Annotated in this window: 13 protein-coding genes and 1 pseudogene; 9 read left to right on the top strand and 5 right to left on the bottom strand. The window is 52.9% G+C overall.

The annotated features are described in order from the left end of the window. Positions 1-34 precede the first annotated feature (34 nt). From AACZ40_RS02980 to AACZ40_RS02970, 3 genes and pseudogenes are all read left to right on the top strand, one after another. Positions 35-1,252: a mandelate racemase/muconate lactonizing enzyme family protein gene (locus tag AACZ40_RS02980; RefSeq protein WP_291176213.1), complete on the top strand. Its 1,218-nt coding sequence runs from the start codon at positions 35-37 to the stop codon at positions 1,250-1,252. A gap of 19 nt (positions 1,253-1,271) precedes the next feature. Continuing rightward, positions 1,272-2,228, top strand: a pseudogene (locus tag AACZ40_RS02975) (mannonate dehydratase). A 285-nt stretch (positions 2,229-2,513) separates the two neighbouring features. Next, on the top strand, positions 2,514-2,900 hold the full coding sequence (locus AACZ40_RS02970) for a hypothetical protein (protein WP_291176209.1): 387 nt from the start codon (positions 2,514-2,516) through the stop codon (positions 2,898-2,900). A gap of 104 nt (positions 2,901-3,004) precedes the next feature. On the opposite strand, the gene AACZ40_RS02965 is transcribed toward AACZ40_RS02970, so the two are convergent. Both AACZ40_RS02965 and AACZ40_RS02960 read right to left on the bottom strand, forming a co-directional pair. Continuing rightward, positions 3,005-4,312 carry a Gfo/Idh/MocA family oxidoreductase gene (locus AACZ40_RS02965; RefSeq protein WP_291176206.1) on the bottom strand — a complete coding sequence of 436 codons (1,308 nt, stop codon included), beginning with the start codon at positions 4,310-4,312 and terminating at the stop codon, positions 3,005-3,007. 224 nt (positions 4,313-4,536) lie between these two features. Beyond that, positions 4,537-6,261, bottom strand: coding sequence for a response regulator (locus tag AACZ40_RS02960; RefSeq protein WP_291176203.1), 1,725 nt, complete (start codon positions 6,259-6,261; stop codon positions 4,537-4,539). A 410-nt stretch (positions 6,262-6,671) separates the two neighbouring features. On the opposite strand from AACZ40_RS02960, the gene AACZ40_RS02955 reads away from it, so the two are divergent. From AACZ40_RS02955 to AACZ40_RS02940, 4 genes are all read left to right on the top strand, one after another. Next, positions 6,672-7,547: a diacylglycerol kinase family lipid kinase gene (locus tag AACZ40_RS02955; protein ID WP_291176200.1), complete on the top strand. Its 876-nt coding sequence runs from the start codon at positions 6,672-6,674 to the stop codon at positions 7,545-7,547. 67 nt (positions 7,548-7,614) lie between these two features. Further along, positions 7,615-8,475 (top strand): 3-deoxy-8-phosphooctulonate synthase, encoded by an 861-nt coding sequence (gene kdsA, locus AACZ40_RS02950; protein ID WP_291176199.1) that lies wholly within the window; start codon positions 7,615-7,617, stop codon positions 8,473-8,475. A gap of 210 nt (positions 8,476-8,685) precedes the next feature. Beyond that, entirely contained in the window at positions 8,686-10,308 is a 1,623-nt protein-coding gene (locus AACZ40_RS02945; protein WP_291176196.1) for a hypothetical protein, read from the top strand. 37 nt (positions 10,309-10,345) lie between these two features. Beyond that, positions 10,346-11,386, top strand: a complete 1,041-nt coding sequence (locus tag AACZ40_RS02940) for a bile acid:sodium symporter (protein ID WP_339673208.1) — start codon at positions 10,346-10,348, stop codon at positions 11,384-11,386. Positions 11,387-11,486: 100 nt separating this feature from the next. On the opposite strand, the gene AACZ40_RS02935 is transcribed toward AACZ40_RS02940, so the two are convergent. After that, positions 11,487-12,104, bottom strand: a complete 618-nt coding sequence (locus tag AACZ40_RS02935) for an XRE family transcriptional regulator (RefSeq protein ID WP_291176191.1) — start codon at positions 12,102-12,104, stop codon at positions 11,487-11,489. 134 nt (positions 12,105-12,238) lie between these two features. Here AACZ40_RS02935 and tdh point away from each other — a divergent pair, with 134 nt between their 5' ends. Together tdh and AACZ40_RS02925 are read left to right on the top strand one after the other, a co-directional pair. Continuing rightward, complete coding sequence (tdh, locus tag AACZ40_RS02930; protein ID WP_291176187.1) at positions 12,239-13,270, top strand: L-threonine 3-dehydrogenase; 1,032 nt, start codon at positions 12,239-12,241, stop codon at positions 13,268-13,270. Positions 13,271-13,327: 57 nt separating this feature from the next. Beyond that, positions 13,328-14,518: a glycine C-acetyltransferase gene (locus AACZ40_RS02925; protein ID WP_291176184.1), complete on the top strand. Its 1,191-nt coding sequence runs from the start codon at positions 13,328-13,330 to the stop codon at positions 14,516-14,518. An 18-nt stretch (positions 14,519-14,536) separates the two neighbouring features. Here the strand turns inward: AACZ40_RS02925 and AACZ40_RS02920 are convergent, their stop codons facing one another. Together AACZ40_RS02920 and AACZ40_RS02915 are read right to left on the bottom strand one after the other, a co-directional pair. Continuing rightward, complete coding sequence (locus AACZ40_RS02920; protein WP_291176182.1) at positions 14,537-14,833, bottom strand: hypothetical protein; 297 nt, start codon at positions 14,831-14,833, stop codon at positions 14,537-14,539. Between the two features lie 225 nt (positions 14,834-15,058). After that, entirely contained in the window at positions 15,059-15,934 is an 876-nt protein-coding gene (locus AACZ40_RS02915) for a hypothetical protein (protein ID WP_291176179.1), read from the bottom strand. Between the last annotated feature and the right edge of the window lie 45 nt (positions 15,935-15,979).

Here is a 15,979-nt window from a genome sequence, read left to right as displayed (position 1 = left end):
ACCACGAATCGTCTTCCTCTGAGAAAGCCAGCGTATGCAGATCACAAAAATTGAAACCTCGATCGCCGATTCGATCATGCCCGGTCTGCTGCTGGTGCGTATTCACACGAGTGAAGGGCTCGTCGGCTGTGGTGAGACCTATTACGCGCCACACGCCGTCGCCGCGATGATCCACGACTGGATGTCGCATTACCTGATGGGCAAGAACCCGCTGGATATCGAAGCGCACTGGCGATTTCTTTACGAACGCGCGACGAACTTCGGTTCGCGGGGAACCGAATTGCGGGCGATTTCCGCGATTGATCTCGCGCTGTGGGACATTTTCGGGCAGGCGACTTCACAGCCGGTCTGGCAGTTGCTGGGTGGTTGTGTGCAGGAATCGATTCGTACATACAACAGTTGCGGCGGTCCCTCTTACGGAGGAGCCAATGCAGAAAAAACGACTCATACCTGGCCCGGATATGGATCGGTGGGGAACCAGGGACCGCTGAACGATTACTGGTCCGCCGTCAATGAACCGGTGGAGCTGGCACGCTCACTGATTTCGGAAGGCTACCAGGCACTCAAAGTCTGGACGCTGGATTTCGCCGCGCACAAAACCAACGGACCGCTGCACATCACACATAAAGATATCACGCGGGCACTGGAGCCTTTTCAGAAAATCCGGGAGTCACTGGGCAGCAATATCGAACTGATCATCGACGGTCATGGTTTCTTTCAGCTGGCCCCGGCCATTCGGATTGCCAAACGCCTGCAGGAATATGATATTCTCTGGGCCGAAGATCTGCTGCGGGTCGACTGTGTCGATACCTTGAGCGACTTCAGGGATAAAGCAGGCATTCCGGTTGCCGTAAGTGAAATGTTCAACGGCCCCGATGACTACCGACTGGCGCTGGAAAAACGGGCCGCCGACTTTGTGATGATCGACCCGACGTGGGTCGGTGGTATTTCACAGACGCGTAACATCACCCGCCTGGCGCAGTTTTATAATGTGCCTGTCGTGATGCATGACTGCACGGGCCCGCTGACGCTGCTGTCCGGAGTGCATGTCGCCGCGAGTTCGAACAATGTGGCCTGGCAGGAGAGTCTGCGTGCACATCTGCGGATTCTGTATCCACAGCTGATCGATACCCAGGTGGAAGTCGAAGCAGGGCGGATTGTCATCCCGAAAACGCCGGGGCTGGGAACAGCCTGGCTGCCTGAACTGTTCACGCCCGGGACGAACCAGTATCGCGCGACTGAGTTTTCATAACTTAAAACGGAATTCCGCCATGCAACTGACTTCAGTAGTGACGCCTTTTACTAACGAAAACCTGACGATGCTGGCACAGATCGGCGTCACGCATGTCACGATCCGTTATCCGGGACCCGGCCTGGAAAAGTTGCAGTCGATCAAAGAACAGGTCTCCGCCTGCGGTCTGCAGATTGCGGCAATCGAGGGTTATCTGCCGATCGAAAACATCAAACTGGGCAACGAACGGTTTGACGAAGAGATCGAGGAGATGAAAGTGCTGCTGCAGAATATTCAGCAGTTGGGAATTCCGTTTGTCTGTTACAACTTTATGGCGGGGACCGATTGGGTCCGCACTGAACTCAAAGCGCCGGAGCGGGGCGGCGCACTGGTGACCGGCTTCGATGTCGAACAGGCCGAGCAGGCGGTTTCACTGTCACAGACGACGCAGCAGCAACAGGGAGAACCGATCACAGCAGACCGCTTATGGCAGAACCTGGAACGCTTTCTACAGGAACTGCTGCCCGTCGCCGAAGCTTGCGGTGTGACGCTGGCAATGCACCCCGATGATCCGCCTCTGGATACGTTCATGGGGAAAGCCCGCATCATGAATTCCGTGGAGAGTTTTGAGCGGCTGATGTAGCTCTCTTCCAGCCCGGCTCACGGAATCTGTTTCTGCCAGGGGACGTTTGCAGAGATGGGCGTTGATATTCCCGCCACGATTGAACGTCTGGGGTCTCATATCCGCTATGTCCATTTCCGGGACATCCGGGGGACGCGGGAACGATTTGTCGAAACGTTTCACGATAACGGCCCGACCGACATGTTTTCCGCGGTCAAAGCATATCAGAAAATCGGTTTCACAGGACCGATTCGCCCCGATCATGTGCCTCAGCTGGTGGGAGAAGAAGCAGGGGAACCCGGCTATACCATGCTGGGACGGCTGCATGCATTCGGATACCTGCAGGGACTGATTGAGGGGGCTCAGAAATCCTGAGGATCGTTTTGAAGCCTGAATCGAGTCAATTTTTCGGAAAGCCAGAACCCATAACAGTTTATTGATTTGTCTGAGATTGAAAAAACATGAACTGGCTGGTAGCTGTGCGCGGATTTCCCGGTATAATCGATATAGCAGGCACAACTTACCCAGTTGATGACGTCTGACAGGGAAGTCGAGATCGCAGGCAGGAAGCACCTCTTTGGGGACGTGCCTGAGCAGCATGAACTGAGCCCGGTTCATCCGTGACTAAACTCGATTTTCCACTCTTTAGGAGTCAGACCCATGCGTATTCGAATGCTGTTTACCGCGGCCGCTGTTGTCGCCTGTTTCTCGTTGATGTCATCCGTATCCGAAGCGGGAGGACGCATCACTTACTACAGCTCACCGTTTCCCTATGTAGGACCTGCTCCCGTTTACTCGGTTCCCGCACCCGTCAACACAGCCTACTATGTGCCGGCCATGAACGCGTATTACTCTCCTGCCCTGGTACCGGCGCCGGTTGTGACGCCAGTTTACTACCAGACGCCAGTCGTGGTGCAACCGGTCACCACCTATTATGCTCCGGCAGTCTCGACCTACTCGTATTACTCTCCACGCAAAGTGGTCTACAAGAGCCGCGGTCCCCGGTTTTTAGCTCCCAACTATAAAACGGTTGTGAAGTATAAATAAGCTGATTGCAATTTAAAGTGAAAACAGAATCAGCCTGCTGAACCAGAATCAGCAGGCTGTTTTTTTTGTGACAAAGCAAAGTTCGTCCGTTGGATTCATGCCAACTACAGCGTCCAGCCTTCGCGGTATTCGCGTTTGATGTACTGGGCGGCTTCGGGGACGTTAGTGACTTTGAGATTGTCGGCATCCCATTCCAGTTTCTTCTGACCGACGCGGTAGGAAACATTGCCCAGCAACACGGTCTCGGTGAGAGGACCCGCGTAACCGAAGTTGCTTCCGGTCGGAGTACCATTGCGGATGGCGTCGAGCCATTCGATGTGGTGGCTCTTGGGACGGGTCAGATAGGGTTCGACCGGTTTCGCTTCTTTGCCGGCTTCCATGAAGACCTTGTTCGTGCCGTAATCAGCGAGCAGGCGTCCATCGTCCCCTTCGAACAGGACGGCGCTGTTTTTCTCGTACATTTCAGCACCTTTGGGTTTCCAGCCACCGTGATACCAGGTCATGTGAACCGGGGGCAGATCTTCGCGGGCCTCGTATTCGTAATCGACCTTCATCAGGCTGGGACAGTCATTCACACCACCATGGGCTTTTTCGCCCACCGCGACGACCGTCTTGGGATATTTCAGCTTCAGCGCCCAGAAAGGCAGGTCCATATAGTGACAACCGAAGTCACCCAGCTGACCGTTTCCGAAGTCCCACCAGTAGCGCCAGTTGAAGTGGAAATGCGATTCATTGTAAGGACGGAAGGGAGCCGGTCCGATCCATTGATCGTAATTGACATGAGCGGGTGGATTATTTTCTTTAGAGCGTTCGCCTTCAATCCGCACTCCGCCACCGACCCAGACATGCACGCGGCGGACAGGGCCAATCACTCCCGACTGAACCATCTCTACGACTTTGCGATAGTTGTCACTCGCGTGAATCTGATTCCCCATCTGAGTGGCGACGCCAGCTTTGGCGGCCAGGTCGGTCAGGACGCGTGCTTCATACACAGAGTGCGTGAGAGGTTTTTCACAATAAACGGGAAGACCTTTTCGCAGCGCTGCTGCCGCTGCCGGGGCATGCATGTGATCGGGAGTACTGACCAGGACGCCGTCCAGGTCGTTGCGTTCCAGAACCTTGCGGTAGTCGTCGTACTTGTCGGCCTTGGGAAATTCTTTGGAGGCAATCTCCAGACGCTTCGAATCAATATCACATAGTGCGACAAAGTTTTCTGATTTCGTACCGCTGATATTCGCATAAGCCCGGGCGGCCACGCCGATCGAAGCCAGGTTCAGTTTTTCATTCGGACTTTTGCTTTTGGGAGCCGCTGCCAGTGGCAGCAGAGGCAGTGCACCGGTGAAGGCTGGAACGGCTGTTCCCGCGATCAATGCTTTCTTGAGGAACTCGCGGCGGTCGACTGAATTGGACATGAAAAATCTCCTTGTGAGAAGTGATCCCGGGTGTCACTGGAATGAATTTGTCTGGCGGTGATCCGAGTTAAAAAATCGTCATCTCAACTGAGCGCGGATTCAATATTTTAACTTTTTTTAATATATCGCAGGGCTGAAGCGAAATCGAGCCTGTATTCTGAAAAGAGAAAATGAGCGAGCAGGAAAGGGGAGCGACCCGTCTAGCGTAGCGGGAAGCAGGAACTTCAATTCGAAGTTTCTGAAGTGATATCTTCCGAAATGCTGACGGCTTTTTCCACGCCGGAAATCAGCTGATCGAGGCGGAACGGCTTGTAGAGGACACATTTCAGTCCCAGCTGCCGGGCTTTGACGATGGAGTGCGTGGGATCGTACCCAAAACCTGTCATCAGGATCACAGGCAGGTGCTCATGGATTTCCCGGATCTGGGCGAAGCATTCGTACCCGTTCATATCGGGCAGCCGGATATCGGCGATGACCACATCATAATGAAAGCTGCGGACCATCAGGAAAGCTTCTTCGCCATCGTGAGCAGTTTCTACCTCACAGCCCAGTCGGCCCAGCAGTTCATGTGCTGCCCGCCTGACAGTGGCATCACTGTCGACGACCAGAATCCGCTTGTTGACCAGTTTGGGATTCACCTGTCTCATCGTGGGCACTTTGTGATGATGAGGTGTCTGGGGAGCAATTTCATCTCCCACCTGTTGAATCAGTTGCTTGATGTGGCGAGTATCTTTAAGGATACGCTGCAATCGCTCGCACACACTCGGCTCGTGACCGATATACCGCTCCAGAATCCAGGCCGTATCGTTGAGGATCTCATCCACCGGATCAACGACCCCACGCATAATTAACTCGGTACTGGCAGAGGCGGTCGTCAGTTTTTCGACTACCAGCAGTTCCAGAGTATTTAAGGCTATCGCGACTTCGCGGCTGAACAGTTCCAGGAAGTGCAGATCATTTTCATCAAACGCGCCCGCATGCGGGCTTTCTACATTGAAGGTTCCCAGCACTTCATCGTGCAGACTTAAGGGAACCGTCAGGGAGCTGCGGGCATTGGGAGCCCCTGTCATATACAGGGGATCGTGCGCCGTGTCTTCACAAAGGTAACTTTTGCCTGTCGCGGCAACGAAGCCGGTTACGCCGTTCGCTTCAGGATCCGCATACAGGGTGCGATTCGTTGCAATCTGTTCCATGCCGACAGCGAGTAAAACATCGAGCCGATTGGAGGCTTTATCCAGCAGACGAATTTCAACGGTTTCAAACTCTAGCAGATCCTGGGTGTAATGCAGAATTTTGGCTTTCAGGAGTTCAATACGATCTTCGGTTGTCATCTCGAAGATTTCTTCGGGAGAAAGATCGCCGAGCTCAAGACCAGCCTGGTAGATGGCATTCAGCTTCTGCCGCTGTAATACTTCTTCAGAAATGTCACGCACGCTGGCTACCAGATACGCGGGTTCCTGTTTACTGTCGTGGGCCGTCAGTACAGGCATGACTTCGACATCAAAGTAGCTCTTATCTCCCACCCGCAGTCCGCTCTTGGCAATCTTACGTGTGGAGAACGCGGAATGAAACGGGCTGAAGTCGGGGCCCAGTATTTCGGGAGCGCCGAAGGCATCGTAGAAGGAGTGGCCGATCAGTGACTCCTCGTGACCGCACAGCTCTCCCAGCTGGTGATTCGACCAGATAATCCGCAGGTCGGCATCCAGGACCACAACAGCGTGTGGTAAAAATTCGAGCAGGGAGCCAGACTGAATGAGCGCCAGGGGTAAGGTTTCGGTCGTGGCTGGCACGACCAGTGCGGAAATGTTTCCCTGATCAAATTCCGCAATCCCTTCCGCGAGATTCTCCGGGGTCACCACCACATAGTCTTCGTTGGAGAACTGTTCTCGCAACTCAGAAGTCTGGTCATCTGGAGGCCCACAGAAGAGAATTTTTTGCGGATTGGTCACTACGAAAACAGCCTTTGTCCACTAAGACATTTATTGCTTCACTTATACTGCATCACAAACGGGGACACTTGTCGATTCGGCTTACTTATTTGTAGTAACAACCGGCTAAAAAACAAGATGCCTCAATCCTGTATTACGCAGAATCAGGCACGAATGATAGAATGCCTGCCCTGGTTTTTATGCTTTTCACCAAAATCTTGAATAACATAAACAGTATAACGATATCGTACCTATGAAATCGGCTTTCTGTCAGCCAAAATTAAGAATCAACGAACGGAATCTGGTATTTTCTTCAAATTCTGCTCGATTCCCGATATTTTTTCTCAAGTTTTTCCGCCTGATTTCCAGATTGATTCCCTTTCCAGCGAGCCGATTCGCCAGGCTGCCGCCACGATAGAGATGGACTGCAAATGAATTTACCCTGGGTCGCTATCCAAAGAAATCCGATCTCCGGAACAGGAACCCGTGCCTCGCTGATCATCGACCTGATCCGCTACCTGAAGCAGAAAGGCATTCGCCCACGATTATTTTCCAACCGGGAACGTATGCAGGAACTGCTGCGTGTCCGGTCGCAGGAAAACCCGCCTGTGTGCGTGGTTGCCGCCGGCGGAGATGGAACCGTACAGGATCTGGTGAATCGCTACCCCGACCAGCGCATCGCGATTCTTCCCCTGGGAACCGAGAATCTGATGGCCCGTTACCTGGGAATCCCCCGCTCAGGCGTATTTGTCGGGGAGATGATCAGCCGGGGAGCAACCCGGGAGATCGACTTATGCCAGATGCAGCAGCAGCGATTCATCCTGATGGCCAGTGTGGGCTTTGATGCGGCCGTCGTGGCAGATCTGACCGAATTCCGGAAAGGGAATATTTCCCACCTGAGTTATCTGAAACCGCTCTGGCGAACCATTCGTTCCTATCCATATGAACCACTGTTAATCTCGACAGACCAGAGTTCTGAGGAAATCACCGCCTACCATGCGATTATTGTTAACATTCCCGCTTACGGTCTGAAGCTGAATTTCTCTCCGACGGCGAACGACGCGGATGGTCTGCTCGATGTGATCCTGTTTAAGAAAAAAGGGCTGTGGAGCACGTTAAAATACCTGTACCAGATCGTACGGGGCTCCCATTTGAATTCACCTGATGTGCAACGCATTCAGGCAAATCGGATTCAGATTCGCTCTGCCCGGCCGGTGCCCGTTCAGACCGACGGGGATGCGACCGGACTGACTCCACTGGAAATTACGGTGCTCCCCAAGGCAGGTCGATTTATCGTGCCTTGCTGAACCTGGCAAATTCTACCATAATTCCCGAAGCATCAATTTAAGTAATACTGTTGGAAAGGATTCACAGGTGTCACATAACCCGGTTTCGATTGGTCAGGTTCAATGCGGAAAAAAACTTCCCCTGGTATTCATTGCCGGGCCATGCGTCATTGAAAGTGAAGAACTGGTTCTGACGACTGCCAGGCGACTGGCTGAAATCGCTTCGAAAGAAAACCTGTCCCTCGTCTTCAAGTGCAGTTTCGATAAAGCCAACCGGACCAGTGTGGACAGTTTTCGTGGCCCTGGTCTCGAACGCGGCCTGGAGATCCTGGCGAAAGTGAAACAGGAAACCGGCCTGGAAGTCACCACCGACATACATGAACCATGTCAGGCGGCTCCCGCTGCCGAGGTCTGCCGGATTTTACAGATCCCCGCATTTCTGGCGCGACAGACCGACTTACTGGAAGCGGCTTCCAAAGCGGCGCTGAAATATGATGGTGTGGTGAATATCAAGAAGCCACAGTTTGTGGCTCCGGAAGACTGTATTCATGCCGTGAAAAAATGCGAGGCCTTCGGGCTGGAGCGACTGCTGCTGACAGAACGGGGAACCACCTTTGGCTACGGTCGGCTGGTAAACGACATGCGCTGTATTCCGATCATGCAGCAGATGGGGCCGCCGGTCATCTTTGATGCTACCCATAGCGTCCAGACACCGGGAGGAAAATCGACGGGGGGAGATCGCGCAATGATTCCGTTCCTGGCCCGGGCGGCAGTCGCGTGTGGCTGCGATGGCATTTTCGCCGAAACCCACCCTGATCCTTCACAGGCGCTCAGTGACGGTCCTAATATGGTCCCGCTGGACGAATTCACCGGCTTCGCCCTCCAGATGCAGAAATTCCGCGATCTGTTCAATGAAATCGGTAGTACTTCAGACATTCCATCTGCCTGAAAATTGGTTATAGTATCTGGTACAGCGTGTTCTCCTCTGATATTTCTTGAAATTCCTTCCAGAGGCCTAACCGATCTTTGACAGACACGGTCCCGTCTTCTGAAAGCCGGAACTGTACAGTACGACGAAGCCAAAACTGATATGATGATCCTGAATCCGATACGATGCGTCTCTGCTGCCCGCCTGATGATGATAACTGGTGTTTGCTGTTTGGCCCTGTTGATTTCTGTATCAGGCTGTAAAAAGCAGACACCTCCCACAACGTCTGCTAAAACTACCAGTTCAGAGGAAACTGCCGGCGAATCGGGTTCTGGTAATCAGGATGATCCCGACTGCAACAGCTATATCGATAATGCCATGAGCATGCTGGAGCCGGAACGGCTGGGAATCAGTTCGTCCCTGGAACGTGCAGTGGGCCTGTTGAATCAGTGGACCTTCAAATGCGGAAATTTCGATACTGATCCCCCTTCCCTGACGGATTCCCAGAAGTCATTTCTCAAAAAATATCTGAGTGAAGCGCAACTGGCGAAAATGGATCTGACGCGATTTACGGAATTTGATGGCAAATTCATCCGTGATTCACAGCTTTTTAATGGAATGGTCAACGCCTCAATCGAAGGCAAATCGAATGATGTCGAACGGATTACTTCTGCCTTCTATTACTGCATGAATAATGTCGTGCTCATCACAAACCAACAAAATGTACTGCCTCTGTCTCCTTATGAAATCTGTATTCTGGGTGCCGGCTCTGCAGAACAACGCGCCTGGATTTACATTGACATGCTCAGGCAGTTGCGTCTGGACGCTGTCCTGTTAAAACCTGCTAAAGAAGCTCCCTATAAATTACTGGTGGGAGTCCTGCTGAATGAAAGTGTCTACCTGTTTGATCCGGTGCTGGGTCTGCCGATCCCTGCCAAAGATCAACCGGCAGATACCGTTCTGATCCAGAAGACGGCAACTTTGGCTGAGGTGCTGAAGTCTCCCGAGATCCTGAAAGACTTTTATGGCGAAGACGCGGCGAACCGTTTTTCAGCCGAAGAACTGAAAGCCCCGCAGGCCCTGATCATGGGACGCAGCTGTGAATGGTCGAGCCGGATGCGACGCCTGGAAGATTCCCTGTCGCGCAAACAGACCTTTGTGCTGTTCCGCAACCTGGAAGAATTAAAAGGGGATCCGGGTTTCATCTCACATCTGCAGACCATTGGAAAAGGAATTCTGAAAGACGCGGAAATCAAAGTGTCGGAATACCCTGATAAAGAAATTGATGCCAGTGAAGCCGTCGAAGGTGATCTGGCGAAACGAATTGCTTCGCTCAAATTACCATTTCGTGCTCCGGTGCCCTTTGATCCGAAAGCAAGGATACAAAAACCGGAAGGATTTGAAGTGCAGTGGGGTGCGCCGACGCGAAAACTGCTGAAAACACGCACTGCTCAGTTAATGGGAGATCAGGAAGCAGCCATCGAAAGCTATGTTACCACGCGTCTGGAAGCCGGTTTTCCTTCCGACCTGATTGTGCCGCAGGAAACGCGACTGATGCATTTGATGGCGGCCCAGCAAGCGACCTATTTTCTGGCGTTAGGCCAATACCTGCAGGGGGAAGACGCTTCCGCCAGCCGTTCGTTTAATGATTACTTCCGACTCTATTCTCGCGTGGATCCCGAGCGTACCATCGCTTCCATGTACCTGATGGCAATCAGTGATGCGAAGTCGGGCAAACTTTCCAGCGCCATTGTCGCCGTGGCGGAAAATAAACCTCCCGCAGCGCTCAAGCCGGCATTCCCCTATCTGGAAAAACGGTGGCGCGCGATTCGCGATAATGCTCCCAAAAATTAACGCGCCCTGCAGCACTCCTCCAACTGAAATCTGAGTCATGCTTGACTTTTTACGTCGTCGCTGGTTTTTAGTCTGTATAACAATTGTGATTGCGATCGGCGTCTACGCGGGGCAGACGGGATCACAGGACACCCTCGCGCAGGTGAAACTGTTCATCCGCCCGTCCTGGTTAACGGCGATTGTGCTGTTTCTGATGTCATTGAGCCTGAACTCAGAACACCTGCTGACGTCAATCAAAAAACCGGGACCACTGATCCTGTCCCTGGCGACGAACGTGGTTCTACTGCCTTTGATTGCCTGGGCATTGCTGCCTCTGCAGTTAACGGCAGATTTTGGCATCGGATTGATCATCATGGCCTGCGTACCCTGCACGTTATGTGGCGCCTCGGTCTGGCCCCGCCGTGGCGGCGGCAATGACGGCATCTCCCTGATGGTCACGATGATTACGAACGGCGCCTGCTTTATTACCGTTCCATTCTGGATCCTGCTGATCACGTCACGCGAGGTCGAATTTGATCGCGTCGCCATGATCACCAAACTGTTCTATGCTGCGATGCTCCCTGTAGTCTTCGGTCAGATCCTGCGCATGAATTCGCAGATCAAAGCGTTTGCCGACCGGATCACTTCCCGGCTGGGAACGGTGGCTTTGGTCTTTGTGTTATTCATGGTGCTGCTCGCGGCAGTGCAGACCGGCTATGGTATTCAGACCTCCGAAGTGGGCATCTCGCTGGCAGCAGTCGCCGTCGTGTGGATCAGCTGTATCGTGGTGCATGTCAGCGGATTTGCTGCCAATCTGCTGCTGGGAAAAACCTTCCGCTTTGCACCACGCGACCGGATCGCCAGTGCCATCGCCGGCAGTCAGAAAACATTGCCGATTGCCGTGTTCGTCGCCACCGATGCGTCGATGTTGGGGAATGCAGGAATTCCCTCAGCCGTCTTTCCACTACTGATGTTTCATACGTCTCAATTCTTTATCGATACAATCCTGGCGGATCGACATCGCGAGAAATATTTTGAAGCCGAACTGGAACAAGCCGCAGCTGAAACAGAACCGAGCCTGACCGCCTGCGAACAATAGACTGTGTCCCGTTTTATCGTAGCGTCTCCAAGGTCCTTTGAACCGAGTATAATAGTTTGAAGGCGCCATGGTTAAATGTGAGGCGATTTCGTCGTTGACATCAGTTCTGGTAAATGACCACCAGAAACAGAACGGCTTCGCCGCGCCCGACGTTGATAATCGCATGCGGGACATCGACGCGATAGCTGGCAGAATCGCCGGGCTCTAGCAGGGTGCTGTCTTCACCTGATTCGACCTGAACCTTTCCTTTTTCCACCGTCAGGAATTCGCGAGTTCCCCGAAAGTGAGGCGCGCTCTGCAACTTGCCACTGGCGTGCAACTGGACTTCGTAGAACTCCACATCCTTTTCCAGGTGCAGGGGAGAGAGCGTCCGAATGCGGCATTCCGAATCAGAGCGATAATGAAACGTTCGATCCTCGGCCCGGATGACTTCGATCGAAGAAGAGGAGACAGGAGCTTCAACCAGTTCTCCCAATGCAATACCGAACGCCTGAGAAATCCGCACGGTGACGGCCAGCGTCGGGTTCGCTTCACCACGTTCAATCTGGCTGAGCATCGAACGACTGACACCACAGGCGGCGGAGAGCGAATCGAGAGACCAGCCGCGCTCTTTTCGCAGTTCGCGTACGCGCTGCGAAAGCTGACCACTGATTTCATCAGGAGACAATTCGGAACCTGCTGCCGCAGCAGACTGTTTTCTGGCGGAATGAGCCGACATGACGCACAATCCAATATAATGGATATTCACTCTTGCAAAACGGATATTCTTTTTCTATTATAATGGATAATGAGTCAATATAAAGGATTCTCACCCTTTAATTTTTCCAATTCTCCTGAGTGATGAGTTCCATTATGAAAGCATTGGTTAAAAAGGAGTCAAAGCCGGGGCTTTGGCTGGAAGACGTTCCCCTTCCCACGATTGGTATCAACGATGTGCTGATCAAAGTCGACCGCACGGGTATTTGCGGGACGGACGTGCATATTTATAAATGGGATAACTGGGCTCAGAAAACGATTCCTGTTCCGATGGTGGTGGGGCATGAATTTGTGGGCGAGATTGTCGAGGTCGGTTCCAATGTCGTCGACTATTCGCCAGGCGAAATCGTCAGTGGGGAAGGGCACGTTGTCTGCGGACGCTGTCGTAACTGCTTCGCAGGACGGCGGCATCTGTGTGCTCATACCCGGGGCGTGGGCGTGAATCGTCCCGGCGCTTTTGCCGAATATATTTCCCTGCCGATGACCAACATCTGGCATCACGATGACTCAATCGACCGCGATATCGCTTCGATTTTTGACCCGTTTGGTAACGCAGTCCATACAGCGCTCTCCTTTGATGTGCTGGGAGAAGATGTGCTGATCACGGGAGCCGGACCGATTGGTGTGATGGCGGCGGCTGTCGTCAAACATGCGGGTGCCCGGCACGTTGTGGTGACTGATGTGAACCCTTACCGTCTCGACCTGGCCCGCAAGATGGGCGCCACGCTGGCCCTTGATGTGCGCGAGAATCCCATTGCCAGTGCCCAACAGCAACTGGGCATGACAGAGGGTTTTGATGTCGGCCTGGAAATGTCAGGTAATCCGCAGGCTTTTCGTGATATGCTGAATAACATGTGCCATGGCGGAAAAATTGCCATGCTGGGAATTCCCGAACAGGAAATTGCCATCGACTGGAACGTGGTCGTATTCAACATGCTGACCCTGAAAGGGATCTACGGTCGCGAAATGTACGAGACCTGGTATAAAATGACCGTCATGCTGCAGAGTGGACTGGACATCAGCCCGATTATCACGCACCGTTTTCATGCCAGTGAATTTAAGGCGGGATTTGACGTGATGCTGTCGGGTCAGTCCGGCAAAGTCATTCTTGACTGGAATAACATTTAACGAACTCCATCAGACTTAATCGCTACTTAACCTCCGGAATGAAACAGGATTTGTCTCATGTATGGCTCGATCAAACAGGAACTGGAACGGACACTCTCGACGATCCGCGAGGAAGGGCTTTATAAGTCAGAGCGGATCATCACCACGCCTCAGGACGCGCATATCCGTGTCGCGGAGGGAGAGCCGGTTCTGAATATGTGTGCCAACAATTACCTGGGCCTGGCGGAGCACCCGGCTGTGATCGCCGCCGCTCATGCAGGCCTGGATGAATGGGGCTACGGTCTCTCTTCGGTCCGCTTTATCTGTGGTACCCAGGCGATTCACAAGCAGCTGGAACAGAAGCTGAGCCAGTTCCTGGAGACGGAAGATACGATTCTCTACACATCCTGTTTTGATGCCAACGGCGGCCTGTTCGAAACGCTGCTCACCGCCGAAGATGCGATTATTTCGGATGAGCTGAACCATGCGAGCATCATTGATGGCGTGCGACTGTGTAAAGCGCAGCGGTTTCGCTACAAAAACAACAACATGCAGGACCTGGAAGAACAGCTGAAAGCCGCTGCATCAGCCCGGTATCGTATGATTGCCACTGACGGGGTGTTTTCGATGGACGGCTACATCGCCAATCTGCCGGCGATCTGTGATCTCGCGGAAAAATACGATGCGCTGGTGATGGTGGATGACTCCCATTCCGTCGGTTTCATGGGAGCGCGTGGTAAAGGAACCCATGAATTTCATGGGGTTATGGATCGCGTTGACATCATCACGGGGACACTCGGGAAAGCACTCGGCGGTGCCAGTGGCGGCTATACCAGCGGGCGCAAAGAGATCATTGAACTGTTAAGACAACGTTCGCGGCCTTACCTGTTTTCGAACTCCGTGGCACCGTCAATCGTGACTGCCTCCATTGCCGCGATTGACCTGCTGACTGCTTCAACAGAGCTCCGTGATAAACTGGAAGCCAATACGAAACACTTTCGTGCCGGAATTTCTCAAGTCGGCTTCGAAGTCCTGCCCGGCGAACACCCTATTGTGCCAATCATGTTAGGCGATGCTGCCCTGGCAGCGCGTGTAGCGGATGCGCTGCTGCAGAAAGGCATCTATGTCATCGGGTTCTCGTTCCCGGTGGTCCCCAAGGGCAAAGCACGGATTCGAACGCAGATCTCAGCCGCCCATTCGATTGAAGACCTGGACTTCGCGATTGAGAAGTTCAAAGAAGTCAAAACGGAACTGGGAATCGGTTCGTAATACCGCGTTCAACAGTGCTTACTTGTTCGACGAGTAGGCCATGGTGATGACTTCGTCTTCCCCTGCCTGGTCTTTTTTCTCGACTGTGTAACGGTGACACATCATTTCCATTAACCGGTCTACTTTCTCAGACGGGGAATCGCTGTCTGCCAGAACTTCTTCCAGTACCGGTTTGGGAATTTCGTTGAAATGATGCCCCTGTTTTCCTTCCGTAAAAAAGTTGGCTTTTTCAAAGATCTGCTTTTCTACCCCGGAAGAGTCTTCACTCACGTTATATCCGTCGAGTAATCCGCCGTGAAATTCATACCGTAACATATTAACCCTCCTTTTTGCCTCGGTTTTCCAATTGCGTGGAACCTGTAAATTGAGAGACATTCGCAGCCCCCTGTGTCATTAACTGGAAACAGAGTCCGCAGGACTCCAGTTGATTCAGCAGTCAATATCAGGCTCTGCTTTTATTTTTGGAATTGATTACGAGGACGTCAACAGCACAATTGTGACTTGCGACAATCTGTCATGCGTGCAGAGACGCTACGCCGCTCAGGGAGAAACGGGAACGGATTCAGGGGCGAAGCCCATCACCGCGTATTCGTAACGGGTGCGGCCGCTGCTGTCGGTTCGCATGCGTTCGGCGACCAGGGGCAGGCCCTGCGTGGCGGCAAAACGTAGCGAAGCACGGGCATCGCCATAGGAGAAGAGGATGATCACCAGGCTCTTGGGTTGAGGTACGGTTTTGTAGACAGCATAAAAGCGATCGACAAACTCCTGCGGGGAATCTGCCCGGAATTCCGCAGACTGATCGCCGATTTTCAAGCGAAAAACCCCATTCTCTGTCAGATAGAGTTCCCAGATGTCGCTGCGTTTCGTCAGTTCATCATAAGTCAGGAAATGCTTAACGACATCAATGGCTTTGCCCCCCGCCAGTTCCTGCAGTTGTTTTTTGATGCGTTCGATTTCCTTTTTTGTCTGTTCGGATTCCGGATCTGGTTTGGCGTTTAACAGGGGATCCAGCAGGGAATCAGGCAGTTGAAACAGTTGCTGCACCATTTCACCCACGAGGTTGCGTTGTTCTCGCGTCTGTTCCAGTTGTTCGCTGAGTTCGCGGTTCTGCTTCTCCGTCAGTTGTGCTTTGGCACGCGCCTGCTTCTGTATCTCGATGGCGTTCTTTTCTGCCTGCATTGCATCAAGTAGCAGTTGCCTGTTCGAACGATTCAGTTCGGCGAGCTTTCGGTGTGCGATTCGTTGTTCTTCTCTGAGCGTTTTCGCTTCCTGCTCAGCCTGCGTCACCTGCTGCTGAGAACGTTGTTCGATGCGAGCCGTCGTCTCCTGAGTATCCATGAACTGCGCAAAGATCACGATCAGGAGCAGGTCCAGCAGCGGTGTCAGTTGAAATGTCAGACGGCGGCGGCTGATCATGCTGGTGTCTCGCCTCCTCCGGCCAGGACGAGGTCCCGTTTAGCA

The sequence above is a fragment of the uncultured Gimesia sp. genome, assembly GCF_963972345.1.
Taxonomy (GTDB): Bacteria; Planctomycetota; Planctomycetia; order Planctomycetales; family Planctomycetaceae; genus Gimesia.
Note: the sequence above shows the minus strand (reverse complement) of the source record. Positions and strands in the feature narration are given on the sequence as shown.

Coding starts and splice junctions, on each gene's coding strand:
- AACZ40_RS02915 (WP_291176179.1), bottom strand. CDS start 15,934: ATGATCAGCCGCCGCCGTCTGACATTTCAACTGACACCGCTGCTGGAC.
- AACZ40_RS02940 (WP_339673208.1), top strand. CDS start 10,346: ATGCTTGACTTTTTACGTCGTCGCTGGTTTTTAGTCTGTATAACAATT.
- AACZ40_RS02935 (WP_291176191.1), bottom strand. CDS start 12,104: ATGTCGGCTCATTCCGCCAGAAAACAGTCTGCTGCGGCAGCAGGTTCC.
- AACZ40_RS02965 (WP_291176206.1), bottom strand. CDS start 4,312: ATGTCCAATTCAGTCGACCGCCGCGAGTTCCTCAAGAAAGCATTGATC.
- AACZ40_RS02925 (WP_291176184.1), top strand. CDS start 13,328: ATGTATGGCTCGATCAAACAGGAACTGGAACGGACACTCTCGACGATC.
- tdh (WP_291176187.1), top strand. CDS start 12,239: ATGAAAGCATTGGTTAAAAAGGAGTCAAAGCCGGGGCTTTGGCTGGAA.
- AACZ40_RS02980 (WP_291176213.1), top strand. CDS start 35: ATGCAGATCACAAAAATTGAAACCTCGATCGCCGATTCGATCATGCCC.
- AACZ40_RS02955 (WP_291176200.1), top strand. CDS start 6,672: ATGAATTTACCCTGGGTCGCTATCCAAAGAAATCCGATCTCCGGAACA.
- AACZ40_RS02970 (WP_291176209.1), top strand. CDS start 2,514: ATGCGTATTCGAATGCTGTTTACCGCGGCCGCTGTTGTCGCCTGTTTC.
- AACZ40_RS02920 (WP_291176182.1), bottom strand. CDS start 14,833: ATGTTACGGTATGAATTTCACGGCGGATTACTCGACGGATATAACGTG.